This is a genomic window from Rhodococcus sp. WMMA185 (genome assembly GCF_001767395.1).
In the GTDB taxonomy this organism is placed as follows: domain Bacteria; phylum Actinomycetota; class Actinomycetes; order Mycobacteriales; family Mycobacteriaceae; genus Rhodococcus_F.
The window spans coordinates 2,006,573-2,021,559 of sequence record NZ_CP017014.1; the positions used below are offsets into that span (position 1 = coordinate 2,006,573).

General features: G+C 64.0%; 13 protein-coding genes. 3 read left to right on the plus strand and 10 right to left on the minus strand.

Annotated features, from left to right (window positions below; all coding sequences use genetic code 11):
• The 6 genes from pheT to infC all read right to left on the minus strand — a co-directional run bounded on the left by pheT (position 1) and on the right by infC (position 5,947).
• Positions 1-2,487 (minus strand): phenylalanine--tRNA ligase subunit beta, encoded by a 2,487-nt coding sequence (gene pheT / locus BFN03_RS08870; RefSeq protein WP_070378706.1) that lies wholly within the window; start codon positions 2,485-2,487, stop codon positions 1-3.
• 68 nt (positions 2,488-2,555) lie between these two features.
• On the minus strand, positions 2,556-3,641 hold the full coding sequence (gene pheS, locus BFN03_RS08875) for a phenylalanine--tRNA ligase subunit alpha (RefSeq protein ID WP_070380755.1): 1,086 nt from the start codon (positions 3,639-3,641) through the stop codon (positions 2,556-2,558).
• A gap of 97 nt (positions 3,642-3,738) precedes the next feature.
• Entirely contained in the window at positions 3,739-4,548 is an 810-nt protein-coding gene (locus tag BFN03_RS08880) for a TrmH family RNA methyltransferase (RefSeq protein ID WP_070378707.1), read from the minus strand.
• A gap of 68 nt (positions 4,549-4,616) precedes the next feature.
• Positions 4,617-5,006 carry a 50S ribosomal protein L20 gene (rplT, locus tag BFN03_RS08885; RefSeq protein ID WP_070378708.1) on the minus strand — a complete coding sequence of 130 codons (390 nt, stop codon included), beginning with the start codon at positions 5,004-5,006 and terminating at the stop codon, positions 4,617-4,619.
• Between the two features lie 63 nt (positions 5,007-5,069).
• Complete coding sequence (gene rpmI, locus BFN03_RS08890) at positions 5,070-5,264, minus strand: 50S ribosomal protein L35 (RefSeq protein WP_070378709.1); 195 nt, start codon at positions 5,262-5,264, stop codon at positions 5,070-5,072.
• A gap of 47 nt (positions 5,265-5,311) precedes the next feature.
• Positions 5,312-5,947 (minus strand): translation initiation factor IF-3, encoded by a 636-nt coding sequence (infC, locus tag BFN03_RS08895; protein WP_232320517.1) that lies wholly within the window; start codon positions 5,945-5,947, stop codon positions 5,312-5,314.
• A gap of 372 nt (positions 5,948-6,319) precedes the next feature.
• Between infC and BFN03_RS08905 the strand changes: the two genes are divergently transcribed.
• Entirely contained in the window at positions 6,320-6,703 is a 384-nt protein-coding gene (locus BFN03_RS08905) for a DUF1844 domain-containing protein (protein ID WP_070378712.1), read from the plus strand.
• 44 nt (positions 6,704-6,747) lie between these two features.
• Here the strand turns inward: BFN03_RS08905 and BFN03_RS08910 are convergent, their stop codons facing one another.
• Positions 6,748-7,449: a helix-turn-helix transcriptional regulator gene (locus BFN03_RS08910; protein WP_070378713.1), complete on the minus strand. Its 702-nt coding sequence runs from the start codon at positions 7,447-7,449 to the stop codon at positions 6,748-6,750.
• A 120-nt stretch (positions 7,450-7,569) separates the two neighbouring features.
• Between BFN03_RS08910 and BFN03_RS08915 the strand changes: the two genes are divergently transcribed.
• Positions 7,570-8,298, plus strand: a complete 729-nt coding sequence (locus tag BFN03_RS08915) for an alpha/beta fold hydrolase (RefSeq protein WP_070380756.1) — start codon at positions 7,570-7,572, stop codon at positions 8,296-8,298.
• A 6-nt stretch (positions 8,299-8,304) separates the two neighbouring features.
• On the opposite strand, the gene uvrA is transcribed toward BFN03_RS08915, so the two are convergent.
• Positions 8,305-11,298: an excinuclease ABC subunit UvrA gene (gene uvrA / locus BFN03_RS08920; protein ID WP_070378714.1), complete on the minus strand. Its 2,994-nt coding sequence runs from the start codon at positions 11,296-11,298 to the stop codon at positions 8,305-8,307.
• A gap of 152 nt (positions 11,299-11,450) precedes the next feature.
• Here uvrA and BFN03_RS08925 point away from each other — a divergent pair, with 152 nt between their 5' ends.
• Entirely contained in the window at positions 11,451-12,140 is a 690-nt protein-coding gene (locus BFN03_RS08925) for an MBL fold metallo-hydrolase (RefSeq protein ID WP_070378715.1), read from the plus strand.
• A 59-nt stretch (positions 12,141-12,199) separates the two neighbouring features.
• Here the strand turns inward: BFN03_RS08925 and BFN03_RS20120 are convergent, their stop codons facing one another.
• Positions 12,200-12,304: a methionine/alanine import family NSS transporter small subunit gene (locus BFN03_RS20120; RefSeq protein WP_084385558.1), complete on the minus strand. Its 105-nt coding sequence runs from the start codon at positions 12,302-12,304 to the stop codon at positions 12,200-12,202.
• A complete protein-coding gene (locus tag BFN03_RS08930) occupies positions 12,301-13,824 on the minus strand; it encodes a sodium-dependent transporter (RefSeq protein ID WP_070378716.1) in 1,524 nt (507 codons plus the stop codon). Before BFN03_RS08930 ends, BFN03_RS20120 begins: the two co-directional genes overlap by 4 nt.
• Between the last annotated feature and the right edge of the window lie 1,163 nt (positions 13,825-14,987).

The window sequence follows — 14,987 nt, forward strand, 5'->3', positions numbered from 1 at the left end:
TCAGCTGCGCAATTCGGCACCGACGGCGGCAGATGCGGCAGCAACCGCCGAGTCGCGGGCTGCACTGGCCTCGTCCTCGGTCAGGGTGCGGTCCGAGCCACGGAAACGAAGCGCAAACGCCAACGACTTCCGGCCCTGACCGACCTGTTCGCCTTCGAACACGTCGAACAACCGGACGTCCTCGAGGAGCTCACCGCCACCCGACTTCAGCGCCGCTTGCACGTCGGCCGCGGGTACGGTGGCGTCGACCACGACCGCCACGTCCTGGAGCACTGCGGGGAAAGGTGAAACCGTCGGTGCGGGCAAGTTCTCTACGAGCGGCAGTGCGTCCAGGTCTATCTCCACGGCGCATGTCCGTGGCGGCAACCCAGCGCGTTCGAGCACGGCCGGATGCAATTCACCTGCATGTCCGACGACGACACCGTCCACGAGAACCTCCGCCCCGCGACCGGGATGCCACGGCAGATACTGCGCACTGCGGAAGTCCACTTCGACCCCGGCAGCGGCCGCGATCGTGCGTGCGGCCGTGAACGCATCGGTTGCGTCCGCGGCGCGCCCGGAACCCCACGGTCCGCTCAACTCGCGCTGACCGGTGAGCACCGCCGCAACGTGCACTGGCTGGGCCGGCAACGACCGCAGAAGCGTCGCGATCTGCTCGTCGGTCGGACGCCGATCCACTGGGAGCGCATCGACGGGCTTGGTGTCGGCACCGGGAAGCACGACCTGCGCGATCCCGAACAGTGACAAGTCGCGCTGGCCGCGGGAGGCGTTGCGGGCAAGCACCTCGAGCAGCCCCGGAAGCAACGTGGTGGCTAGTTCCGGGCGATCCGACTCCAGAGGGTTGAGGACCTTGCTGGTGTTCCGGCGCGGATCCTCGGGCTCGAGGCCCCAGGTGTCGAAGACCGCGGAAGGCAGAAAGACGGGGGGCAGGATCTCGACGTATCCCGAGAACGCCATCGCCCGGCTCACGGCACGCCTACGACGTTGCGCCGGTGTCAGCCCCCGACCCGCAGGAGCGGCAGGCAGCACCGATGGAATCTGTTCGAGCCCCTCGAGGCGCAGCACCTCCTCCACCAGATCGGCGGGTTGTGTCAGGTCCGGTCGCCACGAGGGCGGAGTCGCCACGAGTTGCCCGTGGCCACTGTCGCTGACCCCGACCTCGACATTGCAGCCGATCTGGGTGAGTCGGCGAGCCGCGGTACCGGTGGGGTAGTCGACTCCCGCGACGCGATCCGGAAGGTCGATGTCCATGCGGATCGGATCGTGTGGAATTACCCCACCGATGTCGGTGAGGACCGGCTCGATCTGCCCGCCCGCGATACTCACCAGCAGTGTCGCCGCACGGTCGAGCGCCGCGACGGGAATCTCGGGGTCGACCACCCGCTCGAAGCGCTTACCTGCCTCACTGGACAGCTTGTGTCTGCGCGAAGTCCTGAACACCGCAAGCGGATCCCACGTCGCCGCCTCGAGCAGAATGTCCGTGCTCTCGGATCCGACCTCGGTGGACGCTCCACCCATGACACCGGCCAGCGAGACGACACCCGAATCATCGGCGATCACGACATCCTCTGGGTCGAGGACGCGTTCGGTCTCGTCGAGAGTCGTCAGCTTCTCTCCCACCACGGCGCGACGCACGACGAGTTCACCGCTGATCTTGGCGGCATCGAACGCATGCAGCGGCTGGCCGAGTTCGAGCAGAACGTAGTTGGTGACATCGACCGCCGGCGATATCGGGCGGACACCCGACAGCAGCAGTCGGCGCTGCAGCCACCACGGACTCACCGCGTTCGGATCGATTCCCGTGACCCGTCGGGCGACGAATCGGGATGCGTTCGAAGCGGGATCGACCCGGATAGGCCACGCCTCCCCCTCTGCGGGAAGCGGTGCCACCACCGCAGGATCGGCGAACTCGAGATCGAATCCGCATGCCAACTCCCGCGTGAGACCGCGCACCGAGAAACAGTAGCCGCGATCCGGGGTGATGTTCAGTTCAATGACGGTGTCGGGCAGGCCCATCAACTCGTTGGCGTCAGCGCCCGGCAGCGCGGTGCCCTGCTCGAGGACGAGGATGCCCGAGTGGTCCTTGCCGATGCCCAGTTCGGCCACCGAGCAGATCATTCCGTCCGAAACCTTGCCGTATGTCTTGCGGGCCGTGATGGCGAAACCACCGGGAAGAACCGCTCCCGGAAGCGCAACCACCACAAGGTCGCCTTCGGAAAAGTTGCGGGCACCGCAGACGATCCCGTGCGGCTCCGCCGTCCCGACATCGACCTTGCAGAAGCGGATCGGCTTCTTGAATTCGGTGAGTTCGGTGATCTCGAGAACCTTGCCCACGACGAGCGGGCCTTCGATGGGCTCGAGTCGGTCGACTTCCTCAACCTCGAGCCCGACTCGGACGAAACCAGCATCGAGTTCCTCCGCCGTGACGTCCCAGTCCGGGGTGGCACGCTGGAGGATCTCGGTCAGCCAGGATTGCGCTACTCGCACGTCTGCTCAGCTCTCTCGTTCGTCAAGATGTCGTGACTGGTTGGTGGGCGGGAATCGGGCGACGCCAGTCAGCCCTGAACGCCGAAGGGCAGCGTGAACCGGACGTCACCCTCAACGATGTCGCGCATGTCCGGGATCCCGTTGCGGAACTGCAGTGTGCGCTCGAGCCCCATACCGAACGCGAAGCCGGTATAGACCTCGGGGTCGATTCCGCAGGCACGCAGCACGTTCGGGTTGACCATTCCGCACCCGCCCCACTCGACCCAGCCTGCACCACCCTTCTTGTCCGGGAACCAGACGTCCACCTCGGCGGAGGGTTCCGTGAACGGAAAGTAGTTCGGGCGCATCCTGGTACGAGTCTCCGGACCGAACAGCGCACGGGCGAAAGCATCGAGAGTGCCCCGCAGATGGGCCATCGTCAGACCCTTGTCGACCGCGAGTCCCTCGACCTGGGAGAAGACGGGGGTGTGTGTCGCATCGAGTTCGTCGGTGCGGAACGTGCGCCCCGGGCACACCACATATATCGGGAGCTCACGCGCGAGCATCGTCCGCACCTGAACAGGGGACGTGTGGGTGCGGAGGACCTGCCGCGAGTCCTCGGGCGCAATGTGGAAGGTGTCCTGCATCGTCCGCGCGGGATGGTCGGGAAGGAAGTTGAGAGCGTCGAAATTGAAGTGCTCGGTTTCGACCTCGGGCCCCTCAGCCACCTCCCAGCCCATCGCGACGAACACGTCGGCCACCTGCTCGGAGATGATGCTGACCGGGTGACGGGCACCGACGGGCCGGCGCTGCGACGGCAACGTCACATCGATCGCCTCGGCAACCAGGACGGCGGCGTCGCGCTCGGCCAACAATGTTGCCCGTCGCTCCTCGAAGGCCGCACTGATCCGTGTCCGGGCGACGTTGACACGTTTGCCCGCCTCGGCCCTGTCCTTCCCTGGCAGAGAGCCGAGTCCACGGCGGGCCAGCGCGATCGGCGACTTGTCCCCCACGTGCTCGACCTTGAGCCGCGCCAAGTCATCGAGATCCTTCGCCGCGGCGAACGCCTTCTCGGCGCTCTCCGCAGCCGTGGTCAGCGCATCTTCGGTGAGCGCGCTCGCGTCGACCGCCCCGCCTTCGACCCCAGCGGGGGCAGCGCCCTCATTCTTAGCCACGACCGGTGCCACTCCTTAAAGTTCATTCAAGTCAACAGTCTCGACGAAACGAAAAACAGCTCGCCTCAAATCCTATGCGATACGCAATGCGGGTCCCTCAGTCGACGGCCCGCCCGCTGTTCTGGACTCGCGCACTCGAGTACAGGCAAATCGACGCCGCCGTGGCCAGGTTGAAACTCTCGGCCCGACCGTGGATGGGAATCCGGACCCGGTGATCGGCCCGCGCCGCGGTGACCGCGTCGAGACCGTGCGCCTCGTTCCCGAACAGCCAGGCTGTCGGCCTCACTAGCAATTCGTCAGCGTCGTCCAGGTCGATCTCACCGTCTGCCGCGGTGGCGAGCAACTGGATTCCAGCCTCGCTGATGGCCTCGAGCACCGCGGCGGTGTCTCGTTCACGTACCACGGGCAGGTGGAAAAGACTCCCGGCTGAAGCCCGAACACACTTGCCGTTGTGCGGATCGACGCTGTCACCCGCGAGGATCGCCGCGTCCGCACCAACCGCGTCCGCGACCCGAATCACGGTTCCCGCGTTTCCGGGATCAGTGACCGCAACAGGAACTGCGAGTAGTTGCGCCCCGTGGCCGACCACCTCTTCCAGAGGGACGTCGAGTTGATCGCACACCGCAACGAGCCCCGGAGGGGTAACCGTGTCGCTGAGTCCCTGGATCGCTCGATCCGTCACCAACGAAACCCGTACGCCTGCCGCATACGCCCGGTCGATCAGGCCCTCATATCGCCGACCCGCGTCCTCGGTGTAGAAGAGGTCGTGCACGGTAGTGGTGCCGAGAGCCTCGGCAACCGAGTTCTCCCCCTCCACTAGGAACCGCCTGACCTTTCGGCGTTCCGCCGTACGCAGCAACTTGACAGCAGAAACGACCCGTGGGGTGCGCTCGGTGAGCGGGTCCACGGGCCGTTTCCGGGCCCTGGCAGGCCGAGACCCAGCAGTTCGGGACTCGCCGGGCCTGGGTGTGAGACTCAGGCCGCTTCTCCAGCAGGAGCGTTCACGTCCGTCGGGAGTGCCGCCTTCGCCAGTGCGACGAGGCCGGCGAACGCTTCGGCGTCGGAGACGGCCAACTCTGCGAGGTTCTTACGGTCGACCTCGATCTCGGCAAGACGCAGGCCCTGGATCAGCCGGTTGTACGTGATGTCGTTCGCCCGTGCGGCGGCGTTGATACGAGTGATCCACAGCTTGCGGAAATCGCCCTTGCGCGCACGGCGGTCACGGTAGGCGTAGGTCAGCGAGTGGAGTTGCTGTTCCTTGGCCTTGCGGTACAGACGCGAGCGCTGTCCGCGGTAGCCGCTGGAGGCTTCGAGAATCGAACGGCGCTTCTTCTGGGCGTTGACCGCCCTCTTTACGCGTGCCACTGAAAAATCCTGTCAATCTTGGGGCGATGGACTTGCCCCGGGTGGTCAATGAGGGGTGTCGACTCAGATGCCGAGCAGTCGCTTGACGCGAGGCGTGTCAGCCTTGCTCACGACAGCCTTGCCATCGAGGCGACGGGTCACCTTCGTGGGCTTGTGCTCGAGCAAGTGGCGGCGGCCCGCCTTCTGGCGCAGGATCTTCCCGCTGCCGGACACCTTGAATCGCTTCGCGGTGCCGCTGTGGGTCTTCGACTTGGGCATGGAATCCTCAGTTCTTCCGTAATCCGGGGCGTGCTGTGTATTCGTAACTAGCTGGTCGGTGCTTCGCCGGACGTATCGGCATCAGTCGACTCCGCAGGCTTCTTCGGTGCGGGGGTTGCACGCTGTGCGGGTCGGGCCGCGGCACTTTCCTGCGCCTTGGCACGCGTCTTCGCCCCCTTGTGCGGAGCGAGCACCATCGTCATGTTTCGACCGTCCTGCTTGGCTGACGTCTCCACGAACCCAAGGTCCGCGACATCCGCACCAAGGCGCTGCAACAGCCGGAATCCGAGTTCTGGGCGCGACTGCTCGCGACCGCGGAACATGATGGTGACCTTGACCTTCGACCCCGCCTCGAGGAAGCGAACGACGTTGCGCTTCTTGGTCTCGTAGTCGTGATCGTCAATCTTGGGGCGGAGCTTCTGCTCCTTGATGACGGTGAGTTGCTGGTTCTTGCGCGACTCGCGAGCCTTCTGCGCAGCCTCGTACTTGAACTTGCCGTAGTCCATGATCTTGCAGACCGGCGGGCGAGCGTCGGGGGCCACCTCGACCAAGTCGAGATCGGCCTCGAGGGCCAAGCGGAGTGCATCTTCAACACGCACGATGCCAACTTGTTCACCTCCGGGCCCGACGAGGCGGACCTCGGGAACTCGGATGCGATCGTTGATGCGGGTCTCAGTGCTGATGGGGCCTCCTAGGTTGAACGGTCTGGTCTCGAGACCGCCAGCAGCCCGTACGCCCGGCCCCAACAAAAAAGCCCCGCTGTGAATGAATTCACCATGCGGGGCCCGATGTCGACCGATCAGATGATCTCACGGCTGACGCCGTTGCCTCATCCCCTCACGCTCGAGGAACTCGAACCGAAACTCTCGGAAACGAGCGACCGGACCGCTGAGCTGCAGTTTCACCTGCCGCGCAGAGGTGGGAGTCGGACTCCACTTGCTGCCCCCGACTAATCCGAGGGCGGTCGTAGCGTCCAGAGTAACATTCGGCGCACTTCGCGAGCTAATCGAGACCGGAGCACGGCCAGGCCGGGCCCTGATGGAATCCTCTAGGTCATGCAGGAGAACTTCGAAGACACCCCGGATGGCGGCACACCCACCGACGGTGACCAAAATACCGACGTCCGGGAGCTCGCCGACGTTCCCGCGATCGAGGTCATCAGCCGTGCCGCGGTCATGCTCATGAGCTCGGCAGCCGAAAAGCTCGGCCTCTCCGACCCCGACCCCGAGTCCAGCCCCCACCTCGACCTCGACGAAGCCCGCCGCGTCATCACTGCGCTGGCCGGCCTCGTGACGGCGTCCGTCGAGTACCTCGGGCCGCACGCGGGCCCGATCCGCGAAGGCCTCCAGGCTCTGCAGCGCGCATTTCGCGAAGCATCGTCGCATCCCGATGAGCCTGGCAAGGGCCCCGGCGAAAAGTACACAGGCCCGGTGCACTAGTTCGGCAAGGCCAGAGTTGAGAGCAGACCGAGTTACGGTCCCGCTCACCCGCCGAACACGGACCGTGCGTCCGGGGGAGGCTCCCCGAAGAGTTCCGGGTCGCGCGCCACGAACGATTGGCGAGTGATGGTTGCGTCACTGACCCTGTCCATCCGGAACCAGCGGACACCGTCTCGTGTCCGGCACCAGGCGACCAGGAACCAGGCCCGACCGGTGTGAACGAGCATGTGCGGCTCGACGATCCGTTCGGTGCGGTCGCCGTAGCGGTCGACATAGCGCAGCGACACCATGAGGTCGCGCTCGAGCGCCTCCTCGACTACAGCGCGTATGCGCGCCCCAGCACTCGCATTCCCGGTCGCCGGTCGAATCCACACTCGCGCACCCAGTTTCGCGACGCGGTCGCGCGAGGCCGGATCCATGACGTCGAGCAGCTTCGCCAGCGCCGCACGACCGTCCGCGGCGAACGGCGCTTCGCCACCAGCTTTGAGCGCCAGCGCCACCGATACCGCCTGCGCCGGAGTGAAGTTCACGGGAGGAAGCGTGGAGCTTCCGGTGATTGCGTACCCGCCCCCCGGACCTGCAGCAGACCTGATCGCAACGCCGGAGGCCTGAAGAACGGCCATGTCGCGCTTGATCGTGCGTGTGGTCACCTCGAGTTGTGCCGCCAACTGCCTGGCAGTACGCCCTCGCGCCCCGGCCCGTCGGAGCTCTTCGGTAAGCGCGTGCAGTCGCGCAGGACGATCCATGCTCGCAGTCTGCCGAAGAAACGCCCCGAAGTCCCCCGCTCGGGGCGTGCGTTTCGTTACTCGACTGTGACGAGGACGGTGACACCCAGGTGTCACCGTCTCTGGTTCATGCTGAGCGTCATGACGCAGAACATTTCTAGAACGCACATCGTGCTTGTACCGGGATTCTGGCTCGGGGACTGGGCGTGGGACGCCGTTGCCAACGACCTGAACGATCGTGGACACCGAGTCACGGCAGTAACCCCTCCGGGGCTCGAGTCTTCCGAATCAGATCGCAGCACAATCGGTCTCGACGACCACATCGCCGCAGTTGTCGCGGCCACCGCTACTACCGCAACCGACCAACGCACCGTGCTGGTCGCGCACAGCGGATCCGGTCCGGTCGTGTACGGCGCGAGCGATCGAGTGCCGGAACGGATCGACCGAATCGTGTATGTCGACAGTGGTCCACTACAGAACGGCACCGCGCTCCGGCCGGACCTCGAGCCTTCGGTGACGGAGATTCCTCTGCCCAGCTGGTCGGAACTCGAGGCTGACGGAAATAGCCTCGACGGATTGGACGACGTGATGCTCAGGACCTTCCGCGCACGCGCCGTGCCGCACCCTGCTGGCCCGGCCCGCGATGCCCTCGAGCTGACGAACCCGCGGCGGGTCGACGTGCAGTCAACGGTGATCTGCACCAGCTTCCCGTCGGAAGCGATCGCACAGATGGTCACAGCCGGCCACCCGATGGTCGCCGAGCTGGCACGACTCACCGCGGTCGAGTACGTCGACCTGCCGACCGGGCACTGGCCGATGTGGTCACGCCCCACCGACCTCGCGGCCGCGATCGACGCGGCCGCCCGCTGACCCAGTTCAGCCGACCGCCGCGGCCTTCTTCGGTGCCCGCTTACGCGAAGTGGCCGACTTGGCCGCGGCGGTTTTCTTCGAAGCCGGGGCCTTGCCGTTGGTCGGAGCAGACTTCGGATTGGTCGCGACGGGCGCCGACGCCGACGCCGACAGAACGCTCTCGAGGAACCGGCCCGTGTAGCTCTCGGGCACCTGCGCCACGTCTTCCGGTGTGCCCTGCGCGACAACCGTTCCCCCGCCGGAGCCCCCTTCCGGCCCCATGTCGACCACCCAGTCCGATGTTTTGATCACGTCGAGGTTGTGCTCGATGACGATCACGGAATTGCCCTTGTCCACCAACCCGTTGACGACCTTCAGTAGCTTTCGAATGTCCTCGAAGTGCAGACCCGTCGTGGGCTCGTCGAGGATGTAGACCGTGCGACCTGTCGAACGCTTCTGCAACTCGGCAGCGAGTTTGACACGTTGGGCCTCACCACCGGACAGCGTGGGCGCCGGTTGTCCGAGCCGCACGTACCCCAGGCCGACCTCGACGAGGGTCTTCAGGTAGCGGTGGATCGAAGTTATCGGTTCGAAGAACTCGGCCGCATCCTCGATCGGCATGTCGAGCACCTCGGCGATGGTCTTGCCCTTGTAGTGCACTTCGAGTGTTTCCCGGTTGTAGCGCGCACCGTGGCAGACCTCACAAGGCACGTACACGTCGGGTAGGAAGTTCATCTCGATCTTCAGGGTGCCGTCACCGGAACAGGCCTCGCACCGGCCACCCTTGACATTGAACGAGAACCGTCCGGGCTGGTATCCGCGGACCTTCGCCTCCGTGGTGGCGGCGAACAGCGTCCGGATCTTGTCGAATACACCGGTGTAGGTTGCCGCATTGGACCGGGGAGTGCGGCCGATGGGTGATTGGTCGACTCGCACGAGCTTGTCGAGTTGGTCGAGTCCGTTGATCCGCGTGTGCCGCCCCGGAACCTGGCGCGCACCGTTGAGCTTGTTCGCCATCACGGTCGCGAGGATGTCGTTGACGAGAGTCGACTTGCCGGACCCGGACACGCCCGTGACCGACGTGAGCACCCCGAGCGGGAAACTGACGTCGATGCCGGCCAGGTTGTGTTCGCGGGCACCGACCACCGTGATCTGCCGTTTGCGATCGACAGGTCTGCGGATCGCGGGAATCTCGATGTGGCTGCGCCCCGACAGGTATGCCCCGGTCAAGGACTCGCGGCAGTCGAGCAACTCCTGATACGGACCGCTGTGGACAACGCTGCCTCCGTGCTCGCCGGCGAGGGGCCCGATGTCGACGACCCAGTCGGAAGTACGGATGGTGTCTTCGTCGTGTTCGACCACGATGAGTGTGTTTCCGAGATCACGTAGACGCGTAAGGGTTTCGATGAGGCGGCGGTTGTCGCGTTGATGAAGACCGATCGACGGCTCATCCAGCACGTAGAGAACTCCCACCAGTCCCGAACCGATCTGGGTGGCGAGGCGAATACGCTGTGCCTCGCCACCGGAGAGGGTCCCGGCCGCACGGGCAAGTGACAGGTAGTCGAGACCGACGTCGAGGAGGAACCCGAGCCGAGCCTGAACCTCCTTGAGTACCTGACCGGCAATAGCTTCCTCGCGACTACCCAGCGTGAGGCTGTTCAGGAAGTCCGCACAGTCCGAGATCGACAGTTCACACACCTCAGCGATCGACTTCATGCCGAACTTCTCACTCGAAATGCTCACCGACAAGATCTCCGGACGCAGACGTGCTCCGCCACACGCAGGGCAGGGAACGTCACGCATGTAGCCGTCGTAGCGTTCCTTCATCTGATCAGAGTCGGTCTGCTCGAGGCGCCGGTGCAGGAAGGGCATGACGCCCTCGAACTCGGCGTAGTAAGAACGGGTACGCCCGTACCGGTTCTTGTACTGGACGTGCACCTGCTCCTCGCTACCCTCGAGGATCGCACGGCGCGCCTTCGCCGGGAGCTTGTTCCACGGCGTCGCCATATCGAACCCGAGGATGTCCCCGAGACCGGAAAGCAGCCGGCCGAAGTACTCCGAACTCTGCCCCATCGACCAGGGCGCAATGGCACCACCCTGCAACGTCAGTTCAGGGTCGGGAACGACGAGATCCGGGTCGACCTCCTTACGGATGCCGAGCCCTGTGCACTCGGGGCATGCGCCGTACGGAGAGTTGAACGAGAACGAGCGCGGTTCGAGATCGTCGATCGACAGCGCATGACCGTTGGGACACGCCAGCTTCTCGGAGAACCGCCGCTCGCGGTCGGGGGCGTTCTCCTCACGGTCGACGAAATCGAGAACCACGATGCCCTCCGCCAACCGCAGCGCTGTCTCGACGGAATCAGTGAGGCGCTGCTTCGAGCCGGACTTGACGGTGAGGCGGTCGACGACGACCTCGATGTCGTGCTTTTCCTGCTTCTTGAGCTTCGGTGGATCGGTAAGCGGATGCACCACACCGTCGACCCGCACACGAGAAAAACCCTGCACGTTGAGTTGATCGAACAGGTCGACGAACTCGCCCTTGCGGGTGCGCACGACAGGGGCAAGAACCTGGAACCGGGTGCCTTCCTCCATATCGAGGACTTGGTCGACGATCTGCTGCGGTGTCTGCCGCGCAATCTGCTCACCGCACATCGGACAGTGCGCGGTGCCGGCGCGGGCATACAGCAGACGGAGGTAGTCATAGACCTCCGTGATCGTTCCGACCGTCGACCGCGGGTTCCGATTGGTCGACTTCTGGTCGATCGAGACGGCGGGTGACAGCCCCTCGATGAAGTCGACATCGGGCTTGTCCATCTGACCGAGGAACTGGCGCGCGTACGCCGAGAGCGATTCGACGTAGCGTCGCTGGCCTTCGGCGAAGATCGTGTCGAATGCGAGACTCGACTTGCCCGAGCCCGACAGCCCGGTGAACACGATCAGGCTGTCGCGGGGTAGATCGAGATCGACCCCTCGCAGATTGTGTTCACGGGCACCCCGCACGATTAGGCGATCCGCCACTCCATGTCCCTTCACTCGTTCCACTGCCGAGGATGCCTGTGAATGTGCAGGTCCCTGACCGAGCCATGGTAAGCCGGGGTACCGACACGTTCTGCGATTCGGATAACCGGCCAGCCACTCATCTGCCTAAGTTCGACGGTAGCGTTCCTGATATGACCGAGCAGCACATGGTGATAGACGACTCGTACACCGGCCACGTCTCCCCCGGTTCGCCGCCGCAGCGCCGTGCCGTGCCGGGAGCCACGATCACGAAGATGTCCGTCGGCCCCATGGACAACAACGTGTACCTGATCGTCTGTTCCGCAACCGGAAAATCCGTCCTCATCGACGCCGCCAACGAGGCGAACCGCATCGAGCAACTGATCGACGAACACGCTCCGTCCCTCGAACTGATCGTCACCACGCATCAGCACGGCGACCACTGGCTAGCCCTCGCGGACGTCGCTGCGGCGACGAAGGTGCCGACCGCCGCCCATCCCCTCGACGCAACCGCCCTCCCCGTCCCCCCCAACCGCCTGCTCGAGGACGGCGACCGCGTGGATGTCGGAGACCTGACGTTCGACGTCATCCATCTAGCCGGCCATACCCCGGGATCCGTGGCGCTGGCCCTCACGGAGAAGGGCGGCGGGCGAACTCACATCTTCACAGGTGACTCTTTGTTCCCCGGCGGTGTCGGCAAGACGGCGGACGCCGAGAAGTTCGCATCCCTGCTGTCCGATGTGGAGACCAAGCTGTTCGGCCGTTACGGCGACGACACCGTGGTTTATCCAGGTCATGGCAAGGACACCACGCTCGGCGTGGAACGCCCTCACCTCGGCGAGTGGCGCCGGCGCGGTTGGTGAGCCGCCGGCTACATCTGAACAGAGATGCCCGGGACCCGCAATCCCTCGGTGACGCGGATCTACTCCTTGTCGGGGTGGCGGTGCAGACTCACGATGGTCGCCACCAATCCGCCCCATATCACGGTGAGGGCAATCAGCATCATCACGATCGCAGAGATGCTCATACTCTTGTACCAGCCTTCGTCGGTTCGAAGTTATCGAGTTTGTGCGTACGCCGCCACGGGGTGAACGACAACAGCACTGCAACGACGATCACCAGGATCTGCGCACCCCAACCGAAGGTATTGACGATGACACTGGGAACACCTTCGTACCCCTCCTGTATGCGCGTGATCGTTTCGTCGATCAACATGTACGCGAGCACAGCCGGGGTGATGACGCCGATGAACAGCCGCCACGAGAAGCCGAGCTTCACCGACGACAACGAGTTGAGGTGATCTTCGAGGCTGGTCAGGCGCCGCAGCACCCAGGCGATCACCACGGTCGCGACCAGTGCGACACCGACGATTCCGATGTTGCTTGCGAAGCTGTCCAACACGTCCAGGATGTTCAGTCCGGTAGTGGTTGGCAAGAACAGTAGCGATATCAACGCCGAGGCCCCACCCACGCCGAGGACGGCCGGTACGCGACCGATGTCGAACTTGTCCTCGATGGCGGCGACGACAACCTGAGTGATGCTGATCATCGACGTGAAACCGGCGAGTACCAGGGCTCCGAAGAACAGGATCCCGAACAGGGGACCGCCGGGCATCGTCGACATGATCGCCGGGAACGCGATGAACGCGAGTCCGATTCCATCGCTGACCACCTCGTTGACGGCGACCCCCGAGATGTTGGCCATGTAGCCGAGTGTCGCGAAGACGCCGATCCCGGCGAGGATCTCGAAACTGCTGTTCGAGAAGGCCACCACGAGCCCGGAGTGGGTGAGGTCGGCCTTGCGTCCCAGATAGGAGGAATACGTGAGCATGATGCCGAACGCGACGGACAACGAGAAGAAGATCTGCGCGTACGCGGCGATCCATACGGTGGGATGGGCGAGCGCGGACCAGTTCGGCCGGAAGAAGGCGTCGAGTCCCGTACCTGCCCCTTGGAGAAACAGTGCACGTACGACCAGGATCACGAACATAGCGATCAGCAACGGGACGAACAGCCGCGCCAACGAGCCGATTCCGCTCTGGACACCGAATATGAGCACCGCGAGCGTGAGAACCCACACCACCACCAGTGGAAAAGCGACGCCGGGGACGAAGTCGAATGCGACATTCGCCTCGTCGGTCTGATGCAGGAACTCGTTGGAGAAGAAGCTCGAAGGGTTGTCACCCCACGTCTCGTTGAACGAGAAGAAGAAGTACCGGATCGCCCACGCGACGATCACCGCGTAGTACACGCTGATGACGAAACAGATACCGACCTGCCACCAGCCGATGGTTTCGGCACGCTTGTGCAGCCTGCGGAACGCCAGCGGCGGCGAGCCCCGGAACTTGTGGCCGAGGGCGTAGTCGAGGAACAGGAACGGAATTCCCGCCGTCAGCAACGCGAAGAGGTACGGGATGATGAAGGCCCCGCCGCCGTTCTCGTAGGCGACGTACGGGAACCGCCAGATGTTGCCCACACCGACAGCGGAGCCGATCGCGGCCAGGATGAACACGCTCCGTCCCGACCACGCCTCGCGATGATGTTCCACTGCTGCCGCCTTTCCCTCGACGCAAACCCCCGCTGCCGTTGGGTCGCCGGGCCCACCGAGTGTTCCTCGGTTACCGGCATTTTCGTGCCCAGCAGCACCGACCGAGTCTCGATGTCGAGATCGTCGACATCGAGTCCCACGGCCTCGAGTTTCTCTTGGCGACTTTTTGCTGTGGAAATACGAATCCCGTGCGTATTGACCTTCGATAGTTTGATGCGGATCAACGATAAAGTCAACCGCGCAACGGCGACGCAAAGACGCCAACTCGCCGTTGTCCAAAAAGTCGGCTTCACAAACGATCTCTAGATGTCAAGATGAACCCGAGCAATGCGAGTTGCCAACGTACTTGCACCCTGGTATCGAGTCCGACAAGCCGATTTTTTTTGTATGAAGTACCGTCAATCCGAATAGTCCGGTTTTCGCTCCCATCAACTAATGCAGCGGGAAGGCCGGGGCCGCGAAGAGCCTGGCTGACGCCGCATCAGCGCAACCTCACCACATAAATCCTCGAGCCCTCTCGACACGCGGACGGAAAATAACTCGACGATCATCGCTGAGTGGTATCTGCTAGCCGCCTGCACGAATTGTCGACATTCCTCATACGTCAAAGCTGAGATGAGGAAGTGAGCGGGAGAATAGGCGGTGACCGAGCGTCAATCATTGCAAATCAAGGATCTCGAAACTCTGCTTCCAGCTGACCAATTCGGGGCCAGATACGTTGGGCCGAGTCGGATCTATTCATGGCGAGCCTTGCGCAAATACCACTGGGTTCGCTGCTGACAGTTTGGGGTTGCGGTCGACGCTGACACCTAGGCCAACGAAACCGGCAACCCCGAATCGTGACGGCGTTGTTCCCCAGCAGGGTTCCCGTCCTGAATCCGAGGAGGACCCCATTCTGCGACGGCGCGACGACTACCGACGGGCCAGACATCGTGGTCTGTCCGAGTCGCGGCGAGGGCACCAAGAGCGGTGTCGACCAACTGCACCTGCACGGGTGGCGTAATCGCTGCGGGTGATCCCCATGGCCGTGTGACGCACCATTCACCTTCTGCTGTTGAACCGATCACAGCTGCCAACGCGGCGCTGGACCGGGATCCACGCTCCCACGGCAAATGTCACCAAACAAAGCTCGAGGCCTTGGCATACCGGCTGCAGGGTGTACT

What these genes read in the sequence shown, in the direction of transcription:
- rpmI (WP_070378709.1), bottom strand. Translation starts at nt 5,264, where the DNA reads ATGCCCAAGTCGAAGACCCACAGCGGCACCGCGAAGCGATTCAAGGTG.
- BFN03_RS08905 (WP_070378712.1), top strand. Translation starts at nt 6,320, where the DNA reads ATGCAGGAGAACTTCGAAGACACCCCGGATGGCGGCACACCCACCGAC.
- BFN03_RS08910 (WP_070378713.1), bottom strand. Translation starts at nt 7,449, where the DNA reads ATGGATCGTCCTGCGCGACTGCACGCGCTTACCGAAGAGCTCCGACGG.
- BFN03_RS08915 (WP_070380756.1), top strand. Translation starts at nt 7,570, where the DNA reads ATGACGCAGAACATTTCTAGAACGCACATCGTGCTTGTACCGGGATTC.
- BFN03_RS08925 (WP_070378715.1), top strand. Translation starts at nt 11,451, where the DNA reads ATGACCGAGCAGCACATGGTGATAGACGACTCGTACACCGGCCACGTC.
- BFN03_RS20120 (WP_084385558.1), bottom strand. Translation starts at nt 12,304, where the DNA reads ATGAGCATCTCTGCGATCGTGATGATGCTGATTGCCCTCACCGTGATA.